The organism is Bacillus sp. Marseille-Q3570, from assembly GCF_946151055.1.
Taxonomy (GTDB): Bacteria; Bacillota; Bacilli; order Bacillales; family Fictibacillaceae; genus Pseudalkalibacillus.
In genome coordinates this window covers 246,401-271,344 of record NZ_CAMGYZ010000005.1, presented here as the reverse complement: position 1 = coordinate 271,344, position 24,944 = coordinate 246,401, and the positions used below count along the sequence as shown (strand labels likewise).

Genomic DNA, 24,944 nt, shown 5'->3' with positions numbered 1-24,944 from the left:
TATTATTTCTAAAATTTGATGGGAGATAAGTCCAGATATATAATTGAAAAAAGAATCAACTAATCTGGAGGTTTATATGCTCTCATCATATTATACCGTAAAAGGTTACGGAGAACACGAAATAAACGTTCAAAAATCAAGATTTATCGCATACGTCGAAAGGGCTGAAACAGAACAGGCAGCTCAAGACTTCATCCAATCGATCAAAAAGAAGCATCATGACGCGAATCACAATTGCTCAGCCTATCTTATAGGCGAAAATGACCAAATTCAAAAAGCGAATGACGATGGTGAGCCGAGCGGTACGGCTGGAGTCCCGATTCTCGAAGTTTTAAAAAAGAGAAAATTGAAAAATACAGTGGTAGTAATTACCCGTTACTTTGGGGGAATTAAACTAGGTGCAGGGGGTCTGATCCGCGCATACGGGACTTCTACATCAGAAGGACTTGATGCGACAGGAATCGTGGAACGGAAATTGATGAATATCGTGGCTTTTCGGGTGAATTATTCCCTCTTAGGCAAATTCGAAAATGAAATCAGAAACTCGTCTTACCCGCTTAAAGCCATCAATTACTTGGATGATGTTGAATTTCAAGTCTATGTACCTGTTGATGAAAGGGACACACTTATTAACTGGATTATTGATTTATCAAGTGGAAACGCTCATATATCTGATACAGCTGATACAGAGTATCTGGAGCAAGATGTATAGAATACTGACCCTAAGACATGGAGCGGATGGATACCGCTCCAGCCTCAGTCTCTGAAAACTTCCGGCACAGCGAGTATGAAAACATTCAGCATCAGACCGATAATAACGCTGAATATTCCTCTCTTCACCGCTTCGCCATCCGTAGTTGTTACTGACATCTCTTTATGGATTTCCGTTTCTCGCAGGTTCAATAATTCGTCCGTGACCTTTGGTAAGGATTCTGCACCCGGATTGTGTTGTTCCATGTCTTCAACTTGTTTTTTCAGCATCTCTTCCTTTTGTACATAAACCTCTTCACTCTTATCTAAAAGAGACGCAACGACCATATGCAATCGTTCGCCCGCTTTCATTTTGTCCTCATCCGTCAATGAAAGCGTAAGGATCTTCCCATCTTTCAACTCAACGGATATATCCGAAAAATCTTCGTCGGAAGATGTCAACTGTTGCAAATATCGCTCTGCCTTCAGTTTTTCCAACATCAATGTATCATTCGTTAAGATACTGTCCTGGAAGTTCCCAAGCATGATTTCTACCGTTGCAGTACTGACAACAGGGGCTTGGGCTGCTAAATAGTATGAAATCGCTCCGGTAAGAAGCGGTATCAGAAGCAGCAGCCATAATAGTTTTTTTATCCTTACTCTTGTCCGATCAATGATATGACGCATAATCTTCAAAGGCTCCCTCACGTATTTTTATGTTCAGATGCATGTAATTCAAAAACCCTAATCCGAAAGCGAACAATAACCAGGTATAACTTAACGTCATGATCGAGCTTGGGCTGACACTTGCGATGGAAAAAACGACTAGCCCTAGAATTAAACTCTCACTGATCATCTTCACCTTCCAAGAGGCATATGTTCGATTGATTCTAAACAGTTTGATGACCATCCCGATATATAGAAGCAAATAACACGTAAAGATGAAGACACCATAATTCACCATGATCTCTGCCCACCAATTATGTAGATTCGTTTGGCCGAACGTCGGATAAATGCTTTCATTTTTTATATAGTACTCCGCATTCCCTGCTCCTATACCGATGCCATACGTATCCTGCAGAAAAGCCATTCCGTTTCTCAACAAGTTTTTCCGGATATCCACAGAACCTTCTTCAACCCCAGGGTCACCTACAACACTCGATACCTCAGTAATAACGTTTCCAACTGCAACCTTCACGCGCTCAAAAAACAACACCGTTCCAAGGAACACCGCACCTAATCCTAGAAATACTGTCCTTACCTTCTGTTTAAGATTCGCTAAAAAGATGAACCAAACGCTGAAACCGAGTAGGATCGCAATGATACTTGCACGCGAAGTACTGACCAATATCAGATACAATCCAGCTAAGGTGATGAACAGACCTAAGCCTTTCAACCAGAGTTTTTTCACGTGGTTAAAAAGGGCAAACCCGAAAAAGATTCCGATTACCATGAAGCTGGCAAAGTCATTTTCATTCGTAAAAACTGCCGACGGCCGTCCTCTGATGTAATCCGGCGCTGTTGCAAGCCTCGATATCGGCAAATGCTGATGAGTCAGATGATTCCAAAATCCAAGTAAGATGAAAAGCAGAACCGCACCAATCCAAATCGAAAAAAACACGACGTAATCCCGTTCTCTATAAAAGAAAAAGACGACGAACAAAATAGTCAAAATCCCTGAAGTCAAAAAGATGAAGTCCCTGGCTCCGTAGGATAATGATTTTACCCAGCTTAACGACAAAAGACCATAACCCACCCAATACACGAAGAAATAGAGGGCAGGTTTAACGTAAATCGAGTCGGTTGTTAATTTATGTTTCGGTCTGACAAATTCGAACAAAAATAAAATCCCCATTACCATCAGGAAAATGCGGTAAGGAAAAATACTGATCGGGCCTGCGGTTACATTAATGATCCCCGGTCCGATGAAGAAACTTGCGATTAAAAGGTAAAGCACCAGAGAAGTGAAAGACACCTGGTATTGGAAAATTTTCTTCACCACGTGAAGGATTGCTAGAGAAGAAACCACCAACATTCCCGGCCAAACCAGGTCGTTCCATGAGTTCAACATATACACGTGTTGAAAGGTCCAGCCAAGTATAAAGGAAAATAAGATTGCCAATATGATCTGGTTTACTCTGGTGTACGCTGCATCTAGATTCCTCATGGTTAACTCCTTCTGGTTTCTACTATCTTTAAAAAAGAGGCAAGACGCCAACTTTTAGATTTATTGGTTCCGAAGCAATTGGTTTTTCGGCACATCCCGAAGTTTCTTTGCAGGAGAACCGGCCACCAGCTCTTCTTTCCCGACATCTTTCGTTACGACACTGGCAGCAGCCACTGTCCCGTCTTCTTGTATCGTTTTTCCAGGTAAGATCGTCGAGTTCGCTCCCACTCGCCCACCATCTTTGATTGTGACACCCTTGAACTTATCGTACCGTTCTTTTGACCGAGACATATAATTATCATTCGTCGTCACAACGTATGGGGCAATGAAAACATAATCGCCTAATTCCGAATAAGCAGTGATGTAAGAGTTGGTTTCCAGCTTACATTTTGTACCGATCTTGCAATCATTTTCGATTGCTACGCCTCTGCCGACAATCGTCTTAGCGCCGATCGCTACCCTTTCACGAATCGTAGCGAGATCAGCTACAAAAACATCTTCAGCTATTTCAGCATTCGCATAAATGATCGAAGATGTTCCGATTGTGCATCCCGCACCGATCTTAGTAGGAGGCAGTTTTTTCACATCAGGAAGAATCGAGTTTTTAGCACGGGTCGGCTGTTTTCCGATTACGACATTGTCCTGTATAAGGACATTGTCCCCAATTACGGCTCCTTCATAGATCACGACGTTGTTCCCGATTGTTACATTCTCTCCGAATGAAACATCTTCTTTTATCACAACATTTTCGCCTAAAGTTGGAATGGACATTGCACATGACCTCACTTCTTTTACTTTTTCTGAAAATCAGTGAATCTAACGGACATCAGAGCCGTTATTTTTGCTAAAACACCAACATTTCAGGATCTAACGGACATGAGAGCTCTTATTTAAGGAAAATAGAGCTGATATACCACGAAAATTACAAAATAAGGTCCCTAGTGTCCGTTAGTTCAAAAAATCAGTGTAATAATCGTCAAATAAGGTCTCCTGTGTCCGTTAGCGTGTGATACATCAATGATTATTTATAAAATTTCGCGATCGTTTCTACGACATATTCCTGCTGTTCTTTTTTCAATTCCGGGAACATCGGTAAGGATAGAACTTCGTCGCATGCCTTCTCAGTCTCCGGAAGATCGCCTTCTTTATAGCCTAGTTCAGAGAATACTGGTTGCAGATGGAGAGCTTTCGGATAATAGATCATCGACGCAACTCCGTTCTCCTTCAAAAACGTTTGCAGCTCATCCCGTTTTTCAACCCGGATCGTGTATTGATGGAAAATATGGTTATTATGTTCCTCAATGAAAGGTGTCACAACCTTCTCTCCAATGTTTTCTTTCAAAAGTTTCGTGTATAGTTCAGCATGTTGTTTCCGCAGTGAACTCCACTCATCCAAATGAGGAAATTTCACGTTGAGAATCGCTGCCTGGAGTTCATCCAGCCTGCTGTTATATCCAAGAATATGATGATAGTACTTAGGTTTGCTGCCATGGACACGGATGACGCGCATCGTTTCGGCAATGTCATCATCTTTACTGACAATCATCCCGGCATCGCCATAAGCTCCGAGATTTTTCGTCGGAAAGAAACTATAACATGCGGTCGTTCCGAGTTCACCGGGTTTCTTCCCTTTATATTCTGAACCGATTGCTTGAGCGGCATCCTCAACAATTGCAAGACCATGCTTTTCAGCTATCTCAACAATTGCATCCATATCGGCCATCTGTCCATACAAATGGACCGGGATGATCGCTTTCGTTTTATCTGTAACCGCTTCTTCAATTTTTCCAGGATCGATATTATACGTTTTCGGATCGATATCGACGAATACAGGGATAGCCCCAATCCGGGCGATCGCTCCTGCAGTCGCAAAAAAAGTGAAGGCCGGACAGATCACTTCATCACCAGCTTCCACGCCGCATGCTAATAAAGAGATATGAAGTGCATCACTGCCGTTTGCTACACCTACACCGTGCATTACGTTGCTATAATCCGCAATGTCCGCTTCCAGCTTCTTGACATTGTCCCCTAAAATAAATCTTGAAGAAGACATCACTTCCTCAAGCGCCGCGTTTATCTCTTGTTTCAAATTGAAATATTGTTCACTCAAATCCAGCATAGGTACATTCATTTCCGAAACCTCATTTCAATCATTTAAATTGTTATATACTTCGAGCAATCTTTCACTCTCTTTTTCCCAATTGTATTTCTCTGCAACAGCTTTTCGGCCGTTCTCCCCCATTTGCCTGCAGCGCTCTGGGTCACCCAATAATTCGAGAATCGCTTTTGAGACTTCCGCTTCATCCAGTGGATCGACGCATATCCCGCAATCATTGTTTTCGACGATTTCCTTCCAAAGCGGAAAATTCGAGGCGATGACCGGTAACCCTGCTGACATATACTCGAACATTTTGATCGGCAAGGAAACGACAAAGCGAGGTTCCGGATGGAGCAGAACTAATCCGACCTGCGATTCAGCAAGCGTCTGTTTCACTTCCTCACGTGATAAAAAGCCTCTGTAATCGACATGTTTCCATCCAGATAACTGCTTTACCTCATCTTCGAGAGCAGGCGGCGCAAAAGTGCCACCAAGCACCAGTTCAGCTGGACGGACTTGATTGACCCACTCCAAAGCGTTGATCATCTCGACAATTCCTCGTAAGCGATAAATCCCCCCGAGGTAGACGACCTTGCCGCTTTCCATACTAGCCATCCCTGAATTTTCCTCATCGATAAGTTCACGAAGAATCGGATAGTTATGGATCGTCACTGTATTTGGGTTAAAGGGACGGAATTTCTCCATGATATAAGGCGTTGCGGTTATGACAGCATCAAACTTTCTTGAAGCTTTCTTCTCATATCGTGCAAAAGCTTTCGACATCAGTTTCCGGACTCTTTTCGGAATCCATTGCTTCGATAAAATCTGTTCCGGCACATCCTCGTGGACATCATAGATCACTTTTTTCCCTAGCTTTTTCAACTTCATTCCGATTGGAATAAGCTCTGGATCGTGAAAATGGTACACATCTGCATCCACTGATTTCGCCGCTTCGAAAACGGATCGTGTCGTTTTTAAAATCCGCTCAACCGGATGCCGTGGACTAGATGACACGCCAACAATCTTGACCCCATATTCTGTTCGGTTTTCTTCTTTCGGGACGATGTAGCTTACGTCATGCCCGGCTTTCGCCAAGGATTGGCACTCTTTGATGACGATTCGGGTGTCCCGTCCCGAATGGACGGAGGTTATATGACAAATCTTCATTGGATCAACAACTTTCAAATAGTTCAACTGGTTCTTCTTTAATATTTTCCTCCAGGTCATCGACGATACTTCTCCACGAATATTCCCGTTCTACGAATCGCCGTCCATTCCAGGAGAGTTCTTCATAGTTCTCTTCACTCATCTCCGCACATTCAATCACTTTTTCTGCAAGATCTTCAGGGTTCTCGGGTTCAGAGATGATCCCGCACTTGTTTTGTGTGATCAGTTCTTCACTTTCTCCTACACCTGAAAAAATAACCGGAACACCGGAAGATAACGCTGGGAAAATTTTAGAAGGTCGAGCCCCTTTGAACAAATCAATGTTTTTCAAAGTTACGAGGCAGAAATCCGAAATTGCATAAACATCAGGCATCTCACTGACTGGCACAGGATCATGGAACGTGACATTCCGCAAATCCATTTGCTTCGCCATTTCAACGATTTTTTGTTTTTCAGGTCCATCACCAATAAATAGGAACGCGATATGATCCAATTGTCGATCCTGAACCAATTTCGCGGCCTTCAAAACGGAATCCAACGCCTGAGCATAACCCATTCTTCCTGCGAAAGTGAAGACCTTTTTCCCGCTCAAGTTCAGTGATTCAAGCTTTTCAATATTTACATTTCCAGGCGTGAATTGGTCGGTATTTACACCATTAGGCAGCAAGAAGACATCCTCTTCGTCTTTGCCCTGCTTAAGCATGTACTCCTTGATCCCTTCTGTTGCGGTCGCAATTTTCCAGGCTTTTTTATATAAAAATCGTTCAAGCTTTTCAGCAAATCGGATACACGTTTCATTTTTCAAAATGCCCAGCTCCACAGCTGATTCTGGCCAAATATCCGCCACATTGAAGATGAATTTGGCCCGCTTCAATTTGGAAGCGAGATACCCGGTGATTCCCAAAAACAAGGGCGGCGACGTGCAAATGATGACGTCTGCAGGCTTTGCCTTGAACACAGAATAAAAGGCACTGAATGTAAAAGAAAAATAAGATGCAAGTCTGCGTAAGAAACTCCCTTTTGGAGACGGATAGATCCACGTCCGATGTACTGGAATTCCTTCATAGTTCTCAAACTGATAAAACTTACCCTTGTATTCTTCAGGAATTTCACCATGCGGGTGATGAGGGAATGCTGTCAATACCTCTACTTGATGTCCGCGTGCGATCAATTCTTTTCCTACCTCATAAAGTCTGATCTGTGGTGCGCCAACTTCTGGTGGAAAGTTTTCACTTAATAGGATGATTCGCATTTCTTCTCCCTCACTTTGTCGAGTGACTTTTAAAGAAAACCTAGTAAAGCCATGCTCTAGCGCAGGCTGAGCCTTTGTTGCCCTAATATTGAAAAGTATTTATACTAAAATAGGTCTATGTCAGCTCATCAACGATCTTCTCTGCTGCATCTGCTGATCCGAAATAAGGCTTATAGGATGGTTCAACTTCTTTTAACACTGCTTGCACAATTTCGTTTGTATTGGTTCCGACTAGAATGTTTGCATCATCTTCCAACGTCTCGACCCACTCGGTCTGTTCTCGCATCGTGACACAAGGCACTTGAACGAAATAGGCTTCTTTCTGCACACCACCTGAATCAGTCAAGATCTTTTTCGCATTCGATTCCAGCTTGAGCATATCAAGATAGCCGACCGGCTCGATGATCTTCAAATTCGGGATTGCAGAAAGTTCAAGGCCATACTCCGATATTTTATTTTTCGTTCGTGGATGGAGCGGCCACACCTTCATTTCTTCTATTTGTGCAAAAGCTTCTAAAATATTGGATAGCTTGATCGGATCATCCGTGTTTTCAGCTCGATGAACGGTGAGCAAATGATATGAACCTGATTCAATCTGTTGGTCTTTTAAAATTCGAGACTGTGTTTCCGCGAGCTGCCGGTTATATTCGACCGCATCATACATGACATCACCGACATTGATGATCTTTGCATCCACATTTTCGTTTTCCAAATTCTTGACCGCTGTCTCGGTTGGACAAAACAAGTACTCCGAAACATGGTCCGTCATGATCCGATTGATCTCTTCTGGCATCCTCTTATTAAAACTGCGCAAGCCAGCTTCAACATGGACGACAGGGATGTGCAACTTACAAGCCGCAAGCGCGCCAGCTAATGTGGAATTCGTATCCCCATAAACCAGTAGATAGTCCGGGGTTTCCGTAAGAAGGATGTCCTCGATTTTTTCCAACATCCGGCCTGTCTGCTTTCCATGCGAGGAACTTCCGATTTCCAAATTGTAATCCGGCTTCGGGATGTTCAATTCCTTGAAGAAAATATCCGACATGTTTTTATCATAGTGCTGGCCTGTATGCACGATCAGCTCTGTATGCTGTTTCCTCAGTTCCCGCGATACAGGCGCAGCTTTAATGAACTGTGGTCTTGCACCTAAAATCGTAATGAATTTCATGTGATTGCTCCCATTATTACAACTTGTAGTACTTTTCAGGCTTAGTATACTCTTTCAAAGCGTTACGTGTATCGAAAATGACCGGGCTCAGTTTGCCGATCATCTCATAATCGAATTGACTATGGTCAGTCGTCAGAAGAACGAGATCCGCTTCGTGCAGTATGTCTTCTGATAACGACACAGGCTCGATGATTTTTTCGCCAAGCTTGAATGATTTCACATGAGGATCCACCACTAAATAGTCCGCACCTTGTTCATCGAGCTTTTCGAGGATCTCCAGTACTGGTGATTCCCTCACATCATCAATATCTTTTTTATAGGCGACACCCAGCACGACCACCCGAGATCCATTCAATGGCTTTTTCTCTTTATTTAAAATTTGCATCGAACGTTCCAGTACGAATTCAGGCATGCTGTTGTTGATTTCTCCAGCGATTTCGATCAACCGGGTGTGATAGTTGTATTCACGCGCTTTCCAGGTTAGGTAGAACGGATCAATCGGAATACAATGTCCGCCGAGTCCAGGTCCTGGATAAAACGCCATAAACCCATAAGGTTTCGTAGCAGCGGCGTTGATGACTTCCCACACATCGATCCCCATCTTGTTACAAAGGATCGCCATTTCATTGGCCAGTGCGATATTCAGATGTCTGAAGGTGTTCTCAAGGATCTTTTCCATTTCTGCGATAGAAGGACTTGAGACTTCATGGACATCCCCTTCAAGCACATTGCGATAAAGGGCGGCCGCAATCTTCGTACAGGACGGCGTGATGCCACCAACCACTTTCGGCGTGTTTTTCGTGTTATAGACTTTGTTTCCAGGATCGACACGTTCAGGGGAATAGGCGATGAATATATGCTCCCCACAAACCAGGCCTGTACTTTCTAAAATCGGCTTCAACACTTCTTCTGTGGTTCCCGGATATGTCGTACTTTCAAGAACAATGAGCATTTCCGGATGCAGATGTTTCGCGATCTCCTTACCTGAGCTTTCTACATAAGAAGTATCTGGTTGCTGGTACGTGTCAAGAGGTGTCGGTACACAGATCGCTACAGCATCCACTTCCTTGATCAATGAATAATCCGTCGTCGCTTTGATCTTCCCGTTTTGCGTATATTTGACGAGCTCTTCATCCACGACATCCCCGATATAGTTCACACCGAGGTTCACCATATCTGTCCGTTTCTTTTGGATATCGAAACCGATGACATCATATCCTGCCTTCGCTTTTTCTACTGCAAGCGGCAGCCCTACATATCCGAGTCCAACGACTCCGATTGTTGCTTTTTTACTGAGGATTTTATCTAACAGAGAACTTGCGCTTTGATTTAAAATTGCCTTTTCTGAAATAGCCATGGGACAATCCCTCATTTCTTATAGTTTGATTGGTCTATTGGTGTCAGCAGACTCTTCAAGTAATTTAACTGGACGATTATTGTCTGCAGATTCATAAAGAGCAATGACTAATGCTAACGCGTTCTTTCCGTCTTTTCCTGTAACAATCGGTTCCCGGTTATCCTTGATCGCTTCGACCATATCTTCAATGATCCATTGATGCCCTGGTTTTCCAAACGGATCCGATTTGACGCGATCGATAAGATCATTTGAAACCTGATCATCAATGCCTTCAACATTGATATGCTCGATCAGATTGGCTGTGGTCCCTCCAATTTTCAGGGTTCCAGATTCACCGAAGATACTCAGTGTCTCTTCCAGGTTTCTCGGATAAATGGTCGTCGCTGCTTCAATGACACCTAGTGCGCCATTTTTGAAGCGGACAATACCTAAGGAAACATCCTCCGACTCAATATCTCGGAGCCGTGTCGCACCCATACTGAACACTTCATCGACTTCGCCCATCAGCCAGATAAGCAAGTCCAGATTGTGTATCGCCTGGTTCATGAGGACTCCGCCATCCAATGCTCTTGTCCCACGCCAGGGCGCCTGGTCGTAATAAGCCTGATTTCGGTTCCAACGGACAGTTGCATTGGCATGACTCAATTTCCCGAATTTATTTTCATCCATCAATTTTCTTGTTTCCATGATGACCGGTCGAAAGCGATTCGGATGCACTACGGACAACTTTACGCCGTACTCCTTACAGGCAGAAATGATTCTGTTGGCATCCTCCAGTGTCAACGCAATTGGTTTTTCAACGACAATGTGCTTTCCAGCTTGAGCTGCTTTGACCGCAATATCGGCATGAAACCCGCTTGGCGTACAAATATTGATGACGTCAACCTCTTCTTGTTCTAACAGTTCATCCAAGCTTAAAAATCCTTTTACACCGTATTCTTCAAAGAAAGGAACCATCTTTTCCTGGACAGTGTCACAAACCGCATACAATGATGCTTCCTCACTTTTGTTGATAGCTTCTGCGTGCTTCTTGGCAATATGTCCGCATCCTACAATAGCGAAATTCATGATTCGTTAACTCCTTTATGATCAAGTTCGTTTATCATGCTGTTGATTCCAGCTTCAACGGAATAGACTGGTACCCACCCTGAAGCTTTTTTGAATTTAGAGTTATCGAGACAGCTCCGGTAAATGTCGCCTTTACGAGCTGCGATATGCTCAGGGGTGACATTTCTCCCCATCGCATCAATCATGTGTTTGCATAGTTCGTTAATCGTGATTTCAGTGTTCGTGCTCAGGTTATACGTCCCGCTTGGCGTGTCTAGTGCATATAAATGAGCCCGCGCAATATCTTCTACATAGATGAAATCTCTTGTCTGATTTCCGTCTCCTTCGATTTTCGGGGTCTTCCCTTCATTAAGAAGATCGTAGAAAATCTTGATTACGCCACCCTCACCTTTCGCGGTCTGCTTTGCTCCGAACACATTGGCATAGCGTAGAATGACGAAATCGATACCATACATACCGCATAAAATCTCGACATATTTTTCAGCTGTCATTTTTGAAATGCCATACGGTGACATCGGTTCTAGAATACTTTCTTCCTTTATCGGTAATTGATCATTGTCACCGTAAACAGCTGCCGATGATGCGAAAATTACCTTCTTAACATTTGCTTTTTTCGCGAATTCTACTACTTTGATGGTTCCAGCAATGTTCTGTTCCATATCGAACATCGGGTCTTGAACAGAGACAGGGACTTGAATCTGAGCTGCAAGGTGTATGATGACATCAATGTCGTCTACCCCTTTCAGATCGCAAAGGTTCTGGATGTCACCTTTATAGAAAGTGTCATCCTGTTCAATATTGTCGGGGTTGCCTGTAGACAAATTGTCCACGATCAAAACCTGATGCCCTTTTTCCTTCAAAAGATCCTTCGTGTATGTTCCTATGAAGCCTGCTCCGCCTGTTATTAAGACCTTCATTCAGAAAACCTCCGATTATCTGTCAGCCATTTTCGTTTTCAATTGCTTGAACAAATTCGAATAGAGATGAAGATCCTCCCTTTGTATCAAAAGGAAACTTCGATAATTCGAACTTGTCACTTTCTTATATAAATAGATTTTGATAATAAGGCTTAAAATATAAGTGGCTGTAGTCGCAACCGCAGCCCCGACCACACCATGAATAGGTATCAAATAGATGTTCAACCCGACGTTGAATAAAACATTGAAAAGTGAAACATACATGTTCACTTCAGGTTTTCCACGTCCGGCGATATCATTTGATAAGAGCCTGTCGATCGATAATGCCGCTACTCCGGGGATTAGCCATTTCAATAAGCCAGAACTTTTTTCATATTGAGCCCCGAATAACAATTCGATCACCCAATCGGCGAAGAAAAAAACACCAATGGTCAAAAGAAGTACAAAGACTAGAAAGTTTCTCGTCAGGATCGATGTAACGCGATTGCGGTCCCTTTCATCATCAACGGATGCAATCCGAGGTAGCAGGACCGTCGATAGTGATTGCGATAAAATCGAGATCCGCTCTCCAATGTTCACTGCTGTCACATAAACCCCTACCGCTGCAGGGTTCAGAAAGTACCCTAACAAGAGAAGGTCGATTCGATAATTTAAAAAGGACATCACGTTACTTATATGAGCTTTCAATCCAAACAAGACTGATTTTTTGAAATAGGCAAGATTGAAAACTCCACTTTTATACCTGAAGCCGAACTTGGCATAAAGGATATAAACAATTGAAACTGTCGTGATCAAATGCCCTAAAATAAAGGCGACGACAGCTCCAGTGAGTCCATAATCCAAAACAATGATGAATAAGCAAACAAAAAATAGTGTACCTAATTGCGTAATGATCAAAATCGTATTGAACACACCGAATTGCTGTAAACCCTGGAATACGGTCTGAAAATAGATATTCAAAAACATGAATGGCAATGCAATCAAGCTCACTAACAAAAATGTCGTTGACGCTTCTTCAAAAAATCGATCTGAAAAAAAGAGTGCAATCACCATTCCAATCAGAATCGAAACAAAACTTAAGAAAATACCAATATATAAATTATTCTTTACTGCGGAATCAACGTCGATCTCGTCACGACTCACATAATAGATCGTCGATGTATTGACCCCTAGATTCAAAAATGTCATCAACAGCTGGGGCAATAAAATGACGAGTGTATATTGACCTTGTCCTGATGGGCCAAGAAATCTTGCGAGTACGATCAATAGCAACATCCCAAGAAGGATACTGGTGAATTGTCGCGTAATCGTGATGAAACTGTTTTTCGCAAAGCTATTCCTAGCCTTCATGTTGTTGGTTTCCTCCTAATAGGACTAGCTGCCTGGAAAATTCAGCGTAATTTTTCTCAGCATTATAATTCTCATCCCACATTTCATACGCATGTTTACTTGCTGAATCATAATCAAGTTCCGACATAGCAGCAAACGCCTCGATTGCCTCCGCAATTTGTTCTGGTGAGGCATCCTTCTCCAACAGTTTTCCGTTCTGATCATTGACCAGTTCGGACGTACCTCCAACATCTGTTGCCACTACAGGGATCCCGTAGCTGAACGCTTCCATGATTGAAACTGGGACTCCTTCGCTCGCACTCACGTTCATGAATACATCAACCGGGGTATGTTGATAGTACGCTCGGATTTGAGCATTATTCATAAACCCAAGAAACTCCCACTCCACATTAGGTGGAAGTTTTTCTGCTGCGAGTTCATTAAGCTGATCCCATAAAGGACCATTTCCTATATGCGTCCACTTCACGTTCACCGTTGTTCGACTCAGCGATTCAATAAGCAGGTCAAGCCGTTTCACCTCGACCATATAAGAGCAAGTAACGATGTGCAGTTGCTCATCTATATTCCGGGGACTGATTTGCTCTCCCCCGACGGTTCCCAGTCTACTAACCGAAAGTTTAGATGGAATTAACTCAGGATATTGATTTTGTAAATAATGTTTCCCATCAGCTGAAATCGTGTAAAGCTCGTAAAGGTTCGTAATAGTCTTTCCTTGTAATGGAAGGTACGGAGGTGTATGTCTATAAGCATAGAGATCTCCCCCATGTGCTCTGGAAACACCTTTAATAGCTTCCCCATATTTTTCCTTCAGCATTCCGAGTGCAATGGCCGCAGGGCTGAACCAATACGAGTAAAAAACACACTCTGAAAGGTTTGTGTTGTTTTTCATATAATTCTGTTCAATTTGCTTTCGTATATTGACGGCTAGACTCAACCAATTGATCAGCTTCAAAACACCTTTTGAGCCATGTTTTCGAGCTGAGCCGAACTCCTCATTGAACCATTTCATAGCTTGAGAATCAGACAATACAGTCAGCCTTCGTAAATATGTAAGAGCTTTTACCGACGTCACGTTTCGTCTCAATGGTTTTACATGTACATTTTCAGGCACTTCTCTTTGTTCGTTTTCAGGTTTATAAGCAACAGGGGATATTATGATTTCATTGAAATCTTTCTTTAGGTAATGCAATTCCGTTTCAAAAAAATGCTCGCCAGGTAAATATGGAAAATTCTGTGTTAAAACAATCAATGTTGAATTCATGTAAAATACCTCATCTCTTCATTAGTTTCATTTTTAGCTCAGTGTTCCAGTTTTTATACCAAAAAGAAAGAAGCACTATTACTTTTAATAGTTGAATATCTGCGTGGAAAGTTTAACGGACATGAGAGCCGTTATTTGTATCAAAAAGCCATATTTCAGAATGCTAACGGACATGAGAGACCTTATATGTGAATAAAGCCACTTATTTTGTATGATAATCACAAAATAAGGTCCCTGGTGTCCGCTATTTTTATAATTATGGCCAAAATCGGCTAAATAAGGTCTCCTGTGTCCGTTAAAAGTTTTCGTCCTGGAAAAAGTGGTCCTTCCATACAAGTCGGCTTCACTCCCCTATAAAAGTAAAATTCGCATAATAAAAAGGAGCTGACCCAAAGCCTGCAGCTCCAAAACATTGAAGAGCCAAGCTTATTGAGTCAACCCCTTATATGAACATAATTATTGTCTGCTTTTAATGACTTTTCGATAAAACCGGAGAAACGGTTTATATCGATCACTTACAAGGCCAACGGTTTCAGCAACGAGCTGAAACGCAATGAATAAACCGAATAAGATCAACAAAGACCCGATCAACGTCGTCTCTGTCACAAGTACTGCACAAAGGCTGAAAATGATTCCGAATGCATAAATGACTAATACAGTATTCCTGTGCGATAAACCAAGAGCTAAAATACGATGATGCAAATGTGACTTATCTGGTGCTGAAATCGGCTTTTTATTAACAATCCGCCGTATTATAGCAAATGACGTATCAAAAATCGGGACCCCAAGGATAAGAATCGGTACGAGAAAACTGAACAAGGTCACACTTTTATATAGCCCTAAGAGCGATAGGATTGCAATTGCATACCCTAAGAACAATGCTCCGGTATCACCCATGAAAATCTTTGCTGGATGGAAGTTGTAAAAGAGAAAACCGATGATACTTCCAATCAAGATCAAGGCTAAGGTCATAATCAGTCCTTTACCAGCAGCCCCTGCCATAAATGCTATCGTTGCAATTCCAATCAAAGATATACCTGCAGCCAGTCCGTCTAATCCATCAATCAGATTGATCGCATTCGTAATGGCAACAATCCACAATACGGAAATCGGATACGACCATATTCCAAGTTCATAATTTTCAACAAGGAATGGGACACTTAGGACATTTATCGTCAAACCTGTCGAAACGACAAGGGTTGCAGCGATCAATTGCCCTAAAAGCTTCACGATAGCTGATAATTCCAAAATATCATCCAGGATTCCTAAAACGATGATTAAAAAAGCCCCTATCAGAATCCCGGTCATTTGCTCTTTATAGAGACCCCCAGCAAAGTATCCAGCAGTACATCCGATAAATATCGCCAGCCCACCTAAACGCGGCATCACTTTTTGATGGACTTTCCGATTATTCGGTTTATCTGTTGCCCCTATTTTATGAGCGAATTTTATGACGAATGGAGTAATGATCAGTACGGTTATAAATGAAGTCATCAGTGCTATGATCATGTTCTGGTCCATAAACTGGATCTCCTTTTCAAAAACATTCTAGGTAAGCGTATCATATAATTATTGAAAATCAATTCTCTATTCAGTAAAGATTGTAAAGATTATAATTCAATTTATTAAAACTAATTAAACACTTCGAAACACACTGATCGTTACTGACGATATTCCCTATTTTTACAGTTCACAATCCTTATTCTTTGAAAGTAGAAACTGTTTGATGTAGGAAAAAAGCCTTTCCTTTTCAAGTAAAGATTGGAAATAAAATAAGTCTTTAAAAAAGTGCAGAAAAACATTCTGTCCCTCTACACTTTGAAGTAATGATAAAAAATTAATGAGTACTGGTCGCAATCTTTTCTTTGAAAACCTTTAGTAGAAACTTAGGGATTTCCAACATCCTTTTTAAACGCCACGGCTGACTCAGAAGTCTATAAAACCACTCGAGGTGGAGTTTCCTCATCAGATGCGGAGCCCTTGCCACTTCACCGGATAATACATCGAAACTTCCTCCTACTCCCATAAAGATACCCTTCTGGAAGTGCGAAAAGTTTTCGAAAATCCATTTTTCTTGTCTCGGACAGCCTAAACCTACAAAAACCATATCAGGTTGAAGCTGTTTGATATCATCACGGATTTTTTTGCTTTCCTTATTCGAAAAATACCCGTTCCGAAAACCAACTACCCGTAAGCCTGGAAATCTGGCATGTACGTTTTTTACTGCTTTTTTCATAGTTGTGTCTTTCGCACCTATAAAGTAAACAGAATGATGATTCTTCCCGGCCCTCTCAAGTAATCCTATCATTGTTTCAAAACCTGTAACCCTTTCAGGAATAGGCTTCTTCAACATCTTGGAAGCGATGATGATTCCAATTCCATCTGGAGTAACATAAGAACTCTGTTGAACAATCTGTTTAAATGATTCATCTTTAAAAGTCTGCATCACAATTTCTGGATTTGCTGTAATGACAAACTTCTTTTCTTTCCTTTTGACATGAGTGTGGAGAGTCTCTATAAATTGATTCTGTGTTGCTTTCACAAAAGGAACATCCAGAATCTCTACACTTTGCTCATCTTGTATATTAATTTTCGCTGTATTTTGCATTGAACATCACCTAAATGTACTTTTTGGCGTACTAACTCTAATTGTAATTATCGACAATTATTAATGATATGTAAAGATTTTAGGTGAAATTGTCATATACAAAAAATCTAACATGCATTTTTTTCCACTTCTTTTCCATACGACTTAGTTTGATTGGAGCGAAATTTGCGACACTCCAACGGAAAAAAGACCTAAGCGAGACTCCGCAGCAAGGAACTCGTGAGGAGGCTTGCGGATCGCCCGTGGAAAGGGAGTGAATTTCGTAAAAAATCAACATAAAAAAGAGCTGGCTTCAATCATATTAGAAACCAGCACTTTCACTTTATCTTGATACCGTATGGTTTACTGAACCATACTGAGATTCAGGAATACGTACAGATTTGTTTTTTCTCTTAATGTTGCCGACTATATATGATCCAAATGGTAATAGAGATATGGATTTAATAATCAGCATAGATAGTATGAGGCTGATAATGAACAATCCGATCACACGTGTACTTGTATGCTCGAAAAAGCTTGCTGTATAAGGACCCACATATCGCTGGACTTGCCAGTGTAATAAATAGATTCCGAATGAATAATTACTGATTGTATTAATAATTTTCGAGTTAGGAACGAATTTTCCAAACGTAAGAATCGCCAGACTACCTAAGATGACAAATGGGAATAAATCAAACCGTTTAGAATTAACACTTGTAAAACCGAATTTATAATTCATTGCGATGAAATACACAGCCACCAATAGGCCGGTTAGAATATACCATTTATATTTTCTTGAGAAATCAATGACCTTTTTATAATGCCGTCCAATCAAATAGCCTGTAGTGAAATAACCAAACCAGGCTGTAAACGGCAATTTCAAATAATGCCGGTTATCCTTTATGAACGCTAACTCAGAGTAATTCAAAAAGTGCAGGTGAGCAAACATTACGACATAACTGATCGGAAGTAAAATCTTCATCGGAATATTGAACTTAATGACTAAAAAATGCAAGATGTAAAATTGCAGGATGATCAACACAAAATAGCCCTCAAACATACCGAACAAAACGTTATCAAGAACTTTATCCTTCAACTGGATCGTGCCGCTCAAATTGAACGTGACCAGTGCATCAATAATCGCGAACGAAACAAAGGGAAAATAGATCCACTTTATTCGTTTACTGAAAAACTCCTCTCCCAAACGATCCGGATAACGGTTTGCCAAAATAATTTCTGATAAGACAATGAATGTTGGAGTAGCGTAGCACAATAACAGTCGGGCCAGGTTATAAAATTCAGTTTGCGGATAACCCGCAGATATCCCTGTTTGAGTAGTACTATGAAGAAAGACAATACTCAAGCAAGCAACAAAGCGTAATAGGTTCCATTCCTTTATCATTTTTATCACCTACGAACTAAAATCAAGTTTGTCGAATTTTGTCGAATTTTTATCATACTAGGTTACTTTAACAAATTGATTCTAGTACCGCAACGCAATTATCCAAATCATAACGAAATCTTTACAAAGTAAAATCTTTACGAGGAAAATTTTTACTTGCTTAAAGTACTTACTTAAACAAATAAAGAACCTTGACTTAAAGTTGTAGTCAAGGTTCTTCATTCAAATTGTAGCTGTTTTTAGCTCAGCATTCTTTTTGGTCGCTTCTTTTCTATACTTTTTCTTCTCTTTTTTAGACATTTTTTTATATTTCTTTAGAAATTCTTCATATTTCGGTAACACTTCATCTACTGGACCGAAATCTTTGACGGTTCCAAATTCAAGCCACAGGATTTTTTCACAGAATTTTTTCATCTGACCAATTGAGTGGCTTACAAAAATCATCGTTTTCCCTTTCGCTTTGAATTCTTTCATCTTTTCCAGGGATTTTTCCGCAAACGCTTTATCTCCTACAGATAATGCTTCATCAATGATCAGGATATCAGGGTCGATATTTACTGAAATCGCAAAACCTAAACGTGATTTCATTCCGCTTGAATAGGATTTTACTGGTTGATCAATAAATTTCTCTAATTCTGCAAACTCAATGATATCCTCTTCCATTTCTTGAATCTCTTTTTTGGAGAATCCAAGCATAAGACATTTGAGCTCGATATTTTCTCTACCAGTCAGATCACCTTTCAAACCTGAAGCAACCGCAATCAATGCTGCTTGTCCATTCAAAGTCACAGAACCGGTTGTTTCCGGGACGATCCCCGCAATGATGTTTGATAATGTCGATTTTCCAGAACCGTTGATTCCGACAAACCCTACAACATCACCTTTATCAGCCTCAAAATCCACATGATTTAAAGCATAAAAATCTTCACCATAGCTTTTAGGTGTAAGCAAATCCAAAATTTTCTCTGAAGACTTCTTATATAATTTGTATTTTTTCGAAACGTCTTTGACGATAATCGCTTTTTCCATATTGATTCCTCTCATCTATAGAAAGTCGATGAAATGCCTTCTGAATTTCACATGTATGGTCGCACCAATGAAAAGGAGCAGACCCGTTACAGCCCAGAAATACAATGTGTATTCCCAGTTTTCAATAAAGTACCAACCTAATCCGAAAAATCCGGCGCGATACCCTTCAATTAAATAATACAGAGGATTGATCTTCATAACCAACTGTATAAACGCATTGTCGATATTTGAAACCTGCCACAAAATCGGTGATAGATAGAGCAGCATACGTAGCGTCGCTTGTAAAAACATTTGTACATCACGAATGATGGTTGCAAGTGTTGATGTCACTAATGCTAGTGCAAAGATAAACATGAACGTTGCAAAAGTAAAGTAGATGAACTGCAAATAGTAAACATTTATCGGATATCCTGAAAATTGCATGACCAAGACCGTGATGACAAACATGGCTGCATGGATATAAAATTGTGAAAAAATAATATAGTTAGGAATGACACTCATAGGAAAGTTCATCTTTGAGAGCATTCTCAGCCTCGTATAAATCGATTTTGAACCCTTTATTGTCGATTGATAGAAAAAGAACCAAATGATGATTCCAGCAAGCATCCATTGAAGAAATGGAACATCCAACCCATTTTCCAAGGGGATATCCGCTCTCTTTCTAATACCATATCCAAATACAAACCAATAAATCGCTACTTGGATTAGTGGATTGATGAGCTCCCAAGCCATACCTAAATAATTATTACTATTTGAACTTTTCAATTCATATAAAGATAACCTTCTAACCAAGTAGAAGTGTTGAATCTGTTCTTTAATCACAGTGATTACGGATTTCATACTTTAGTCCTTCCTGTGTAACTTTTGAATGATAAATACTTCTCAAATTATACGTTCATACTTTTTAAAACACAACAAATGATACATAATTGTAAACTTGACCCTGATGCTCCGTATGCCAATTAGTAGTTCGTACATATTTATAGAAATTTAACCGCACCTTTACAGAAAAAATATAAAATCTGCAAGGTTAGAGAGGTACAACTACTAAATATTCTAAGTTAATAAAACAGGCCGTCGATCAAATTCGACAGCCAAACGAAAGACGTAAGATGTTATGATTTATTTTCCAAACACTTCATCTACAACTCTCTTCGAAGATTCCCCAGATTCTAAATAACAAAACTTTTTGTAAAACTCTTTCGTAGTTTCAGATGGTAGGAATCCATTTTCTTCAATAAGTTTTATCTCTTTAATAATCTCTTCAGTTGTTTGTGTCAAAGGTCCTGGTGCTTTTTCTTCGAAATCGAAATAGAATCCTCTTAAGTTATCTCTATAATCATCAATATCATAGACAAAGAATAACATCGGTCTTTTTAGGTTCGCATAATCGAAAAAGACGGATGAATAGTCCGTTATCAGAATGTCTGATATCAAGTACAATTCTCTGATGTCTTCATGAAATGAAAAATCATAAACAAAATCTTCATAACCGGATAAATCCAGGTTTTCAGCTACAAGATAATGCATCCTTAATAAAACAATGTATTCGTCCCCAAGTTCCTCTCTGATTTTATCCAAATCAAGCTGGAGATCGAACTTGTACTTCCCTTTGGCATAAAACTGATTATCACGCCATGTAGGAGCATATAGAATAATTTTTTTATCCATAGGAAGATTCATTCTTTCTTTCAACTGATTCATGTTTTCCAGATCATTGCAATTTATAAGAAAGTCGTTACGTGGATAACCCGATTCAATCATCTTTTTATCAAACGCAAATGCTCTTTGGAATATTTCACTGGAATAAGCGTTAGGCGATACTAAATAATCCCACTTGCTTGCTTCTCTCAAGAAATTTTCTTTATATTTTCTCGTATTGGTTCCTGGCATATGGACCTCATCCATATCAGCAGCCAACCTTTTTAATGGTGTACCATGCCATGTTTGCAGATAGATTGTATGCTTCGGTTTAGGGATCCAGAGAGGTAATCTACTATTTGAAACCCAGTATTTCGCTCTAGTCATCAATAACAACCAGCTGATGGAAAACCTTCTTACATATTTCACATCTTTGTCTGCAAAGAATTTTAGATGCCTTCGATCGACACTCCAATACATTTTATAGTCAGGATGGTTTTCCAACATATATTCATAAATAGCTCTTGGGCTATCACTATATTGTTTTCCTAAAAAGCTTTCGAACATGACCAACTTCTGATCAGCTGGCATGATTCTTCCAAGTAAATAGAAGACAACCTTGTACATTTTTTTCAAGTCGTCGCTTCTTCTTATTTTCACCCATTTGGATTTTATATTGGTTAATGTCTCTTTGACCATATTATAATCAACGACATTCACTAAAAAATACTTTGATTTCTTTGTAACGCTACAATATATTTTTTTCTTTTTACCATTCAACGTTAGGAGCGATTTATCTGGAAGCTCGGTCTCATGCGACAATCGCACTCTTATGCTCCTGATTGTTTCAATCCTGCCTTCATGTTCATATTCAAGTTCCAAGAAAAACTTGAAGCTTTTTTTATTACTACCATTAATATATTTTTTGACATCAAAAGATCCTTCAAAACCGATTTCTTTAAATGCAAGAGTGTTTGTATATTTCGAATAGAGATCTGGGCGGGCAACGCGTTTTACATCAATAGACTTTTCCTCTTCACCATTATTGTTGATCACCAGCTTTAATCTTTTAATGTTATAGCCTCCAACTGAATGGAATGGTGGATAGTTGAAAAATCCTGATACTGAAATTTCTCCAGAGTTTGTTAATTGGATATCATCAAATGTTGCAAATAAATTATATTGATTAAATCTAAAAGATAGATTCCCTTCTTTCGTAGTGAATGGATAGAACATTTTTTGATTTTCCTTAGTGACAATAGCCAATATCCTCAAGTGCTCAAAATTACTTTTGATTCTGCTTTTTTTCAATCCATTCTGGGTTTCACGTATGACGTATAAATCCCAGATATCATCTTCAGATAGTTTAAAAGCATCGAAAGGGATCTCTATTTCAAAAATGGTAAATTCATTTAATGAATCTTTACTTGATGAAGTCAAAACGATTTCCTCGTCATCTTGCCTATTTGCCAGGACAAATTGCATTTGAGCTGCATCAACCATGAAAGTATCCTTTACAGGTATGTCGATTCTATAGATTTTATTTTCTAAATAGAGATTCAAAATCTTGATGTTTTCCAAATCTTGTGGTCCCATATTTTTGCTTGTGCCCCTCTCTCTTGACATTATACGATATTATATGCCGTAAACTTTCGATTTTCAAATGGAGATTTTCGCCAGTCATAAACGCCAGTCATAAACAAATGATTAATGCGAAACCTTTAGGAAGATTTAATTTATTAACTTTACACAGGAAACTTTTTACAATATATTTAAAATTACGAAACCAAACCCTATTTGAATCGTCAACATAATACAGAGTCTATTCAGTTTTACTTTGTTCTAATAAATTTTGAATAGACTTTTATTTATGGCTTTAGTCCTGCAATTAACATTGATTACATGATTTGACAAGCGTATGTATATTTATGGTATAATCGACGTTTTTATTGGTAAATATTATTAATTGATCGATCCCTATTGTAAATTTTTTATAAAAAGTTTTAATTAAGGTTAAACGTGGTATAAATAAATCCGAAGTATTGTTAATAGAATGTAAAGGACATGTTACAGTCTTGCAAATTTGTTATATTAATATATACATTGTGGACGTAACAATTATTTGAGTCTTTATATCTAGCAAACTTATAGGAGGAACCAAACAATGAAAAAAGTATTAACATACGGTACGTTCGACTTACTCCATAATGGCCATATAAATCTACTTCGTCGCGCTAAAGAATTAGGAGATCATTTGACAGTAGCAGTTTCTACTGATGAATTTAATGCTCTTAAGGACAAAAAAGCATATCACAGTTACGAAAATCGAAAAGTGATTCTTGAATCGATTCGTTATGTAGATAAAGTGATTCCTGAAAACCACTGGGATCAAAAAATTCAGGATGTCATTGACAATGATATTGATGTTTTCGTTATGGGTGATGATTGGGAAGGTAAATTCGACTTTCTAAAAGAATATACTGAAGTAGTATACCTCCCTCGTACAGTCGGCATTTCAACAAGCAAGATTAAAAAAGATCTCCTATTAGTCAATAATGGTTAGAGAATTATTAATCGGAACATATTTGATGATTTTCAAACTATTTTTTAATATGTTCCAGTTATTTCCCCAAAAGGAAAAGACAACTTTTGTTGCTTCTTTTGGGGATAATATTTTTCATGTAGCCGACCAATTATCAAAAACACAAAATCATGAAATCATTTTCTTGATAAATCCTAAATGCCCGATTAATTTCGACAATATAAAAAACTCTAAAGTATACTTTTTTGAATGTATAAACCTATTTCATTGGATTATTTCTATCTATCATATAAGTACCTCTAAAATGGTGTTTGTAGATAATTATTACGGGTTTTTATCTGTTACGAATTTCAAACCGAATGTACAATGTGTTCAGCTCTGGCATGCAGCTGGTGCAGTAAAAAAATTTGGTCTTAAGGATCCAACAATTAAGGGTAGACCTGATACTGCGAAGAAACGAATTGAAAGTGTCTATAAACGACATTCTCATATTACTGTAGGATCTGAAAAAATGGCGAGTATCATTCATCATAGCTTCGGAGTAGATGACGAGGCCATACTACGAACCGGAATACCCAGAACAGATTTCTTCTTCGATGATGAAAAAAAACAATTAGTAATAGAACAAACTAAAGATGAATTTCCTGTAATCGAATCAAAAAAGGTGATTTTATACGCTCCTACCTTTAGAGATGGGGAATTTGACCTGACGGATATCAATTTGGACCTTCAATCTATGTATGAAGAATTGAAAGATGATTATGTCGTATTTTTACGAATACATCCTGCAGTGAAATTTAACTTGAAAAACAACTATTCAAGTTTTGTTTATGATGTCTCGGATTATTATTCAGTAAATCATTTACTTTTGATAACGGACTATCTAATTACTGATTACTCTTCAATACCTTTTGAGTTCTCCTTACTGAGGAAACCAATGATTTTCTATATGTATGATCTGGATGAGTACAAGAAAAAACCCGGTATTTGGATGGAGTTTGAAAATAACATTCCAGGGCCTGTCGCCCAAAACACAAGTGAAATCATTTCTATTATTAAAGAACATAAATTCGATTACACTACTATTGAAAAGTTTGCTGCTGAATGGAATCAGTACTCTAAAGGAAATTCGAGCGAAACCTTGATTAGAGAGTTATATCCTTCAAAGGTTGACGAAATAATTGTTAAAACTAATTAGAAAATTGTATTGATATATAGTTTTTTATAGGATAAAATTTTAAAAGTCAG

General features: G+C 39.4%; 21 protein-coding genes. 3 read left to right on the top strand and 18 right to left on the bottom strand.

Features of this window, described 5'->3' with window-relative positions; all coding sequences use genetic code 11:
* Positions 1-76 precede the first annotated feature (76 nt).
* A complete protein-coding gene (locus N8M93_RS11015) occupies positions 77-712 on the top strand; it encodes a YigZ family protein (RefSeq protein ID WP_261131789.1) in 636 nt (211 codons plus the stop codon).
* Positions 713-756: 44 nt separating this feature from the next.
* Here the strand turns inward: N8M93_RS11015 and N8M93_RS11010 are convergent, their stop codons facing one another.
* The 18 genes from N8M93_RS11010 to N8M93_RS10925 all read right to left on the bottom strand — a co-directional run bounded on the left by N8M93_RS11010 (position 757) and on the right by N8M93_RS10925 (position 22,750).
* Positions 757-1,377, bottom strand: coding sequence for a hypothetical protein (locus N8M93_RS11010; protein ID WP_261131788.1), 621 nt, complete (start codon positions 1,375-1,377; stop codon positions 757-759).
* Positions 1,361-2,857 carry an O-antigen ligase family protein gene (locus tag N8M93_RS11005; protein ID WP_261131787.1) on the bottom strand — a complete coding sequence of 499 codons (1,497 nt, stop codon included), beginning with the start codon at positions 2,855-2,857 and terminating at the stop codon, positions 1,361-1,363. Before N8M93_RS11005 ends, N8M93_RS11010 begins: the two co-directional genes overlap by 17 nt.
* A gap of 60 nt (positions 2,858-2,917) precedes the next feature.
* On the bottom strand, positions 2,918-3,628 hold the full coding sequence (locus N8M93_RS11000; protein WP_261131786.1) for an N-acetyltransferase: 711 nt from the start codon (positions 3,626-3,628) through the stop codon (positions 2,918-2,920).
* 250 nt (positions 3,629-3,878) lie between these two features.
* Positions 3,879-4,988: a DegT/DnrJ/EryC1/StrS aminotransferase family protein gene (locus N8M93_RS10995; RefSeq protein WP_261131785.1), complete on the bottom strand. Its 1,110-nt coding sequence runs from the start codon at positions 4,986-4,988 to the stop codon at positions 3,879-3,881.
* A 15-nt stretch (positions 4,989-5,003) separates the two neighbouring features.
* On the bottom strand, positions 5,004-6,182 hold the full coding sequence (locus N8M93_RS10990) for a glycosyltransferase family 4 protein (RefSeq protein WP_261131784.1): 1,179 nt from the start codon (positions 6,180-6,182) through the stop codon (positions 5,004-5,006).
* Positions 6,127-7,374 carry a glycosyltransferase family 4 protein gene (locus N8M93_RS10985; protein ID WP_261131783.1) on the bottom strand — a complete coding sequence of 416 codons (1,248 nt, stop codon included), beginning with the start codon at positions 7,372-7,374 and terminating at the stop codon, positions 6,127-6,129. Before N8M93_RS10985 ends, N8M93_RS10990 begins: the two co-directional genes overlap by 56 nt.
* A gap of 115 nt (positions 7,375-7,489) precedes the next feature.
* Positions 7,490-8,542 (bottom strand): non-hydrolyzing UDP-N-acetylglucosamine 2-epimerase, encoded by a 1,053-nt coding sequence (gene wecB / locus N8M93_RS10980; protein ID WP_261131782.1) that lies wholly within the window; start codon positions 8,540-8,542, stop codon positions 7,490-7,492.
* A gap of 16 nt (positions 8,543-8,558) precedes the next feature.
* A complete protein-coding gene (locus N8M93_RS10975) occupies positions 8,559-9,899 on the bottom strand; it encodes a nucleotide sugar dehydrogenase (protein ID WP_261131781.1) in 1,341 nt (446 codons plus the stop codon).
* 18 nt (positions 9,900-9,917) lie between these two features.
* A complete protein-coding gene (locus N8M93_RS10970; protein WP_261131995.1) occupies positions 9,918-10,970 on the bottom strand; it encodes a Gfo/Idh/MocA family protein in 1,053 nt (350 codons plus the stop codon).
* The gene (locus N8M93_RS10965; protein ID WP_261131780.1) at positions 10,964-11,884 is read right to left on the bottom strand and encodes an NAD-dependent epimerase/dehydratase family protein; all 921 of its coding nucleotides are present in this window, start codon (positions 11,882-11,884) and stop codon (positions 10,964-10,966) included. The genes N8M93_RS10970 and N8M93_RS10965 overlap by 7 nt, the downstream gene beginning before the upstream one ends.
* Before the next feature lie 15 nt (positions 11,885-11,899).
* Positions 11,900-13,234, bottom strand: coding sequence for a flippase (locus tag N8M93_RS10960; protein ID WP_261131779.1), 1,335 nt, complete (start codon positions 13,232-13,234; stop codon positions 11,900-11,902).
* On the bottom strand, positions 13,224-14,495 hold the full coding sequence (locus N8M93_RS10955) for a glycosyltransferase (protein WP_261131777.1): 1,272 nt from the start codon (positions 14,493-14,495) through the stop codon (positions 13,224-13,226). Before N8M93_RS10955 ends, N8M93_RS10960 begins: the two co-directional genes overlap by 11 nt.
* Before the next feature lie 456 nt (positions 14,496-14,951).
* The gene (locus N8M93_RS10950) at positions 14,952-16,016 is read right to left on the bottom strand and encodes a glycosyltransferase family 4 protein (RefSeq protein WP_261131776.1); all 1,065 of its coding nucleotides are present in this window, start codon (positions 16,014-16,016) and stop codon (positions 14,952-14,954) included.
* 316 nt (positions 16,017-16,332) lie between these two features.
* Positions 16,333-17,103 (bottom strand): WecB/TagA/CpsF family glycosyltransferase, encoded by a 771-nt coding sequence (locus N8M93_RS10945; RefSeq protein ID WP_261131775.1) that lies wholly within the window; start codon positions 17,101-17,103, stop codon positions 16,333-16,335.
* A gap of 322 nt (positions 17,104-17,425) precedes the next feature.
* Positions 17,426-18,484, bottom strand: coding sequence for an acyltransferase family protein (locus N8M93_RS10940; protein WP_261131774.1), 1,059 nt, complete (start codon positions 18,482-18,484; stop codon positions 17,426-17,428).
* Positions 18,485-18,706: 222 nt separating this feature from the next.
* The gene (gene tagH, locus N8M93_RS10935) at positions 18,707-19,513 is read right to left on the bottom strand and encodes a teichoic acids export ABC transporter ATP-binding subunit TagH (protein ID WP_261131773.1); all 807 of its coding nucleotides are present in this window, start codon (positions 19,511-19,513) and stop codon (positions 18,707-18,709) included.
* Between the two features lie 15 nt (positions 19,514-19,528).
* The gene (locus N8M93_RS10930; RefSeq protein WP_261131772.1) at positions 19,529-20,353 is read right to left on the bottom strand and encodes an ABC transporter permease; all 825 of its coding nucleotides are present in this window, start codon (positions 20,351-20,353) and stop codon (positions 19,529-19,531) included.
* Between the two features lie 282 nt (positions 20,354-20,635).
* Complete coding sequence (locus tag N8M93_RS10925; protein WP_261131771.1) at positions 20,636-22,750, bottom strand: CDP-glycerol glycerophosphotransferase family protein; 2,115 nt, start codon at positions 22,748-22,750, stop codon at positions 20,636-20,638.
* A 568-nt stretch (positions 22,751-23,318) separates the two neighbouring features.
* On the opposite strand from N8M93_RS10925, the gene tagD reads away from it, so the two are divergent.
* Together tagD and N8M93_RS10915 are read left to right on the top strand one after the other, a co-directional pair.
* Positions 23,319-23,717 carry a glycerol-3-phosphate cytidylyltransferase gene (tagD, locus tag N8M93_RS10920; RefSeq protein WP_261131769.1) on the top strand — a complete coding sequence of 133 codons (399 nt, stop codon included), beginning with the start codon at positions 23,319-23,321 and terminating at the stop codon, positions 23,715-23,717.
* 25 nt (positions 23,718-23,742) lie between these two features.
* Positions 23,743-24,894, top strand: a complete 1,152-nt coding sequence (locus N8M93_RS10915; protein ID WP_261131767.1) for a CDP-glycerol glycerophosphotransferase family protein — start codon at positions 23,743-23,745, stop codon at positions 24,892-24,894.
* Positions 24,895-24,944 lie beyond the last annotated feature (50 nt).

Coding starts and splice junctions, on each gene's coding strand:
- N8M93_RS11015 (WP_261131789.1), top strand. CDS start 77: ATGCTCTCATCATATTATACCGTAAAAGGTTACGGAGAACACGAAATA.
- N8M93_RS11010 (WP_261131788.1), bottom strand. CDS start 1,377: ATGCGTCATATCATTGATCGGACAAGAGTAAGGATAAAAAAACTATTA.
- N8M93_RS11005 (WP_261131787.1), bottom strand. CDS start 2,857: ATGAGGAATCTAGATGCAGCGTACACCAGAGTAAACCAGATCATATTG.
- N8M93_RS11000 (WP_261131786.1), bottom strand. CDS start 3,628: ATGTCCATTCCAACTTTAGGCGAAAATGTTGTGATAAAAGAAGATGTT.
- N8M93_RS10995 (WP_261131785.1), bottom strand. CDS start 4,988: ATGAATGTACCTATGCTGGATTTGAGTGAACAATATTTCAATTTGAAA.
- N8M93_RS10990 (WP_261131784.1), bottom strand. CDS start 6,182: ATGACCTGGAGGAAAATATTAAAGAAGAACCAGTTGAACTATTTGAAA.
- N8M93_RS10985 (WP_261131783.1), bottom strand. CDS start 7,374: ATGCGAATCATCCTATTAAGTGAAAACTTTCCACCAGAAGTTGGCGCA.
- wecB (WP_261131782.1), bottom strand. CDS start 8,542: ATGAAATTCATTACGATTTTAGGTGCAAGACCACAGTTCATTAAAGCT.
- N8M93_RS10975 (WP_261131781.1), bottom strand. CDS start 9,899: ATGGCTATTTCAGAAAAGGCAATTTTAAATCAAAGCGCAAGTTCTCTG.
- N8M93_RS10965 (WP_261131780.1), bottom strand. CDS start 11,884: ATGAAGGTCTTAATAACAGGCGGAGCAGGCTTCATAGGAACATACACG.
- N8M93_RS10960 (WP_261131779.1), bottom strand. CDS start 13,234: ATGAAGGCTAGGAATAGCTTTGCGAAAAACAGTTTCATCACGATTACG.
- N8M93_RS10955 (WP_261131777.1), bottom strand. CDS start 14,495: ATGAATTCAACATTGATTGTTTTAACACAGAATTTTCCATATTTACCT.
- N8M93_RS10950 (WP_261131776.1), bottom strand. CDS start 16,016: ATGGACCAGAACATGATCATAGCACTGATGACTTCATTTATAACCGTA.
- N8M93_RS10945 (WP_261131775.1), bottom strand. CDS start 17,103: ATGCAAAATACAGCGAAAATTAATATACAAGATGAGCAAAGTGTAGAG.
- N8M93_RS10940 (WP_261131774.1), bottom strand. CDS start 18,484: ATGATAAAGGAATGGAACCTATTACGCTTTGTTGCTTGCTTGAGTATT.
- tagH (WP_261131773.1), bottom strand. CDS start 19,513: ATGGAAAAAGCGATTATCGTCAAAGACGTTTCGAAAAAATACAAATTA.
- N8M93_RS10930 (WP_261131772.1), bottom strand. CDS start 20,353: ATGAAATCCGTAATCACTGTGATTAAAGAACAGATTCAACACTTCTAC.
- N8M93_RS10925 (WP_261131771.1), bottom strand. CDS start 22,750: ATGGGACCACAAGATTTGGAAAACATCAAGATTTTGAATCTCTATTTA.
- tagD (WP_261131769.1), top strand. CDS start 23,319: ATGAAAAAAGTATTAACATACGGTACGTTCGACTTACTCCATAATGGC.
- N8M93_RS10915 (WP_261131767.1), top strand. CDS start 23,743: ATGATTTTCAAACTATTTTTTAATATGTTCCAGTTATTTCCCCAAAAG.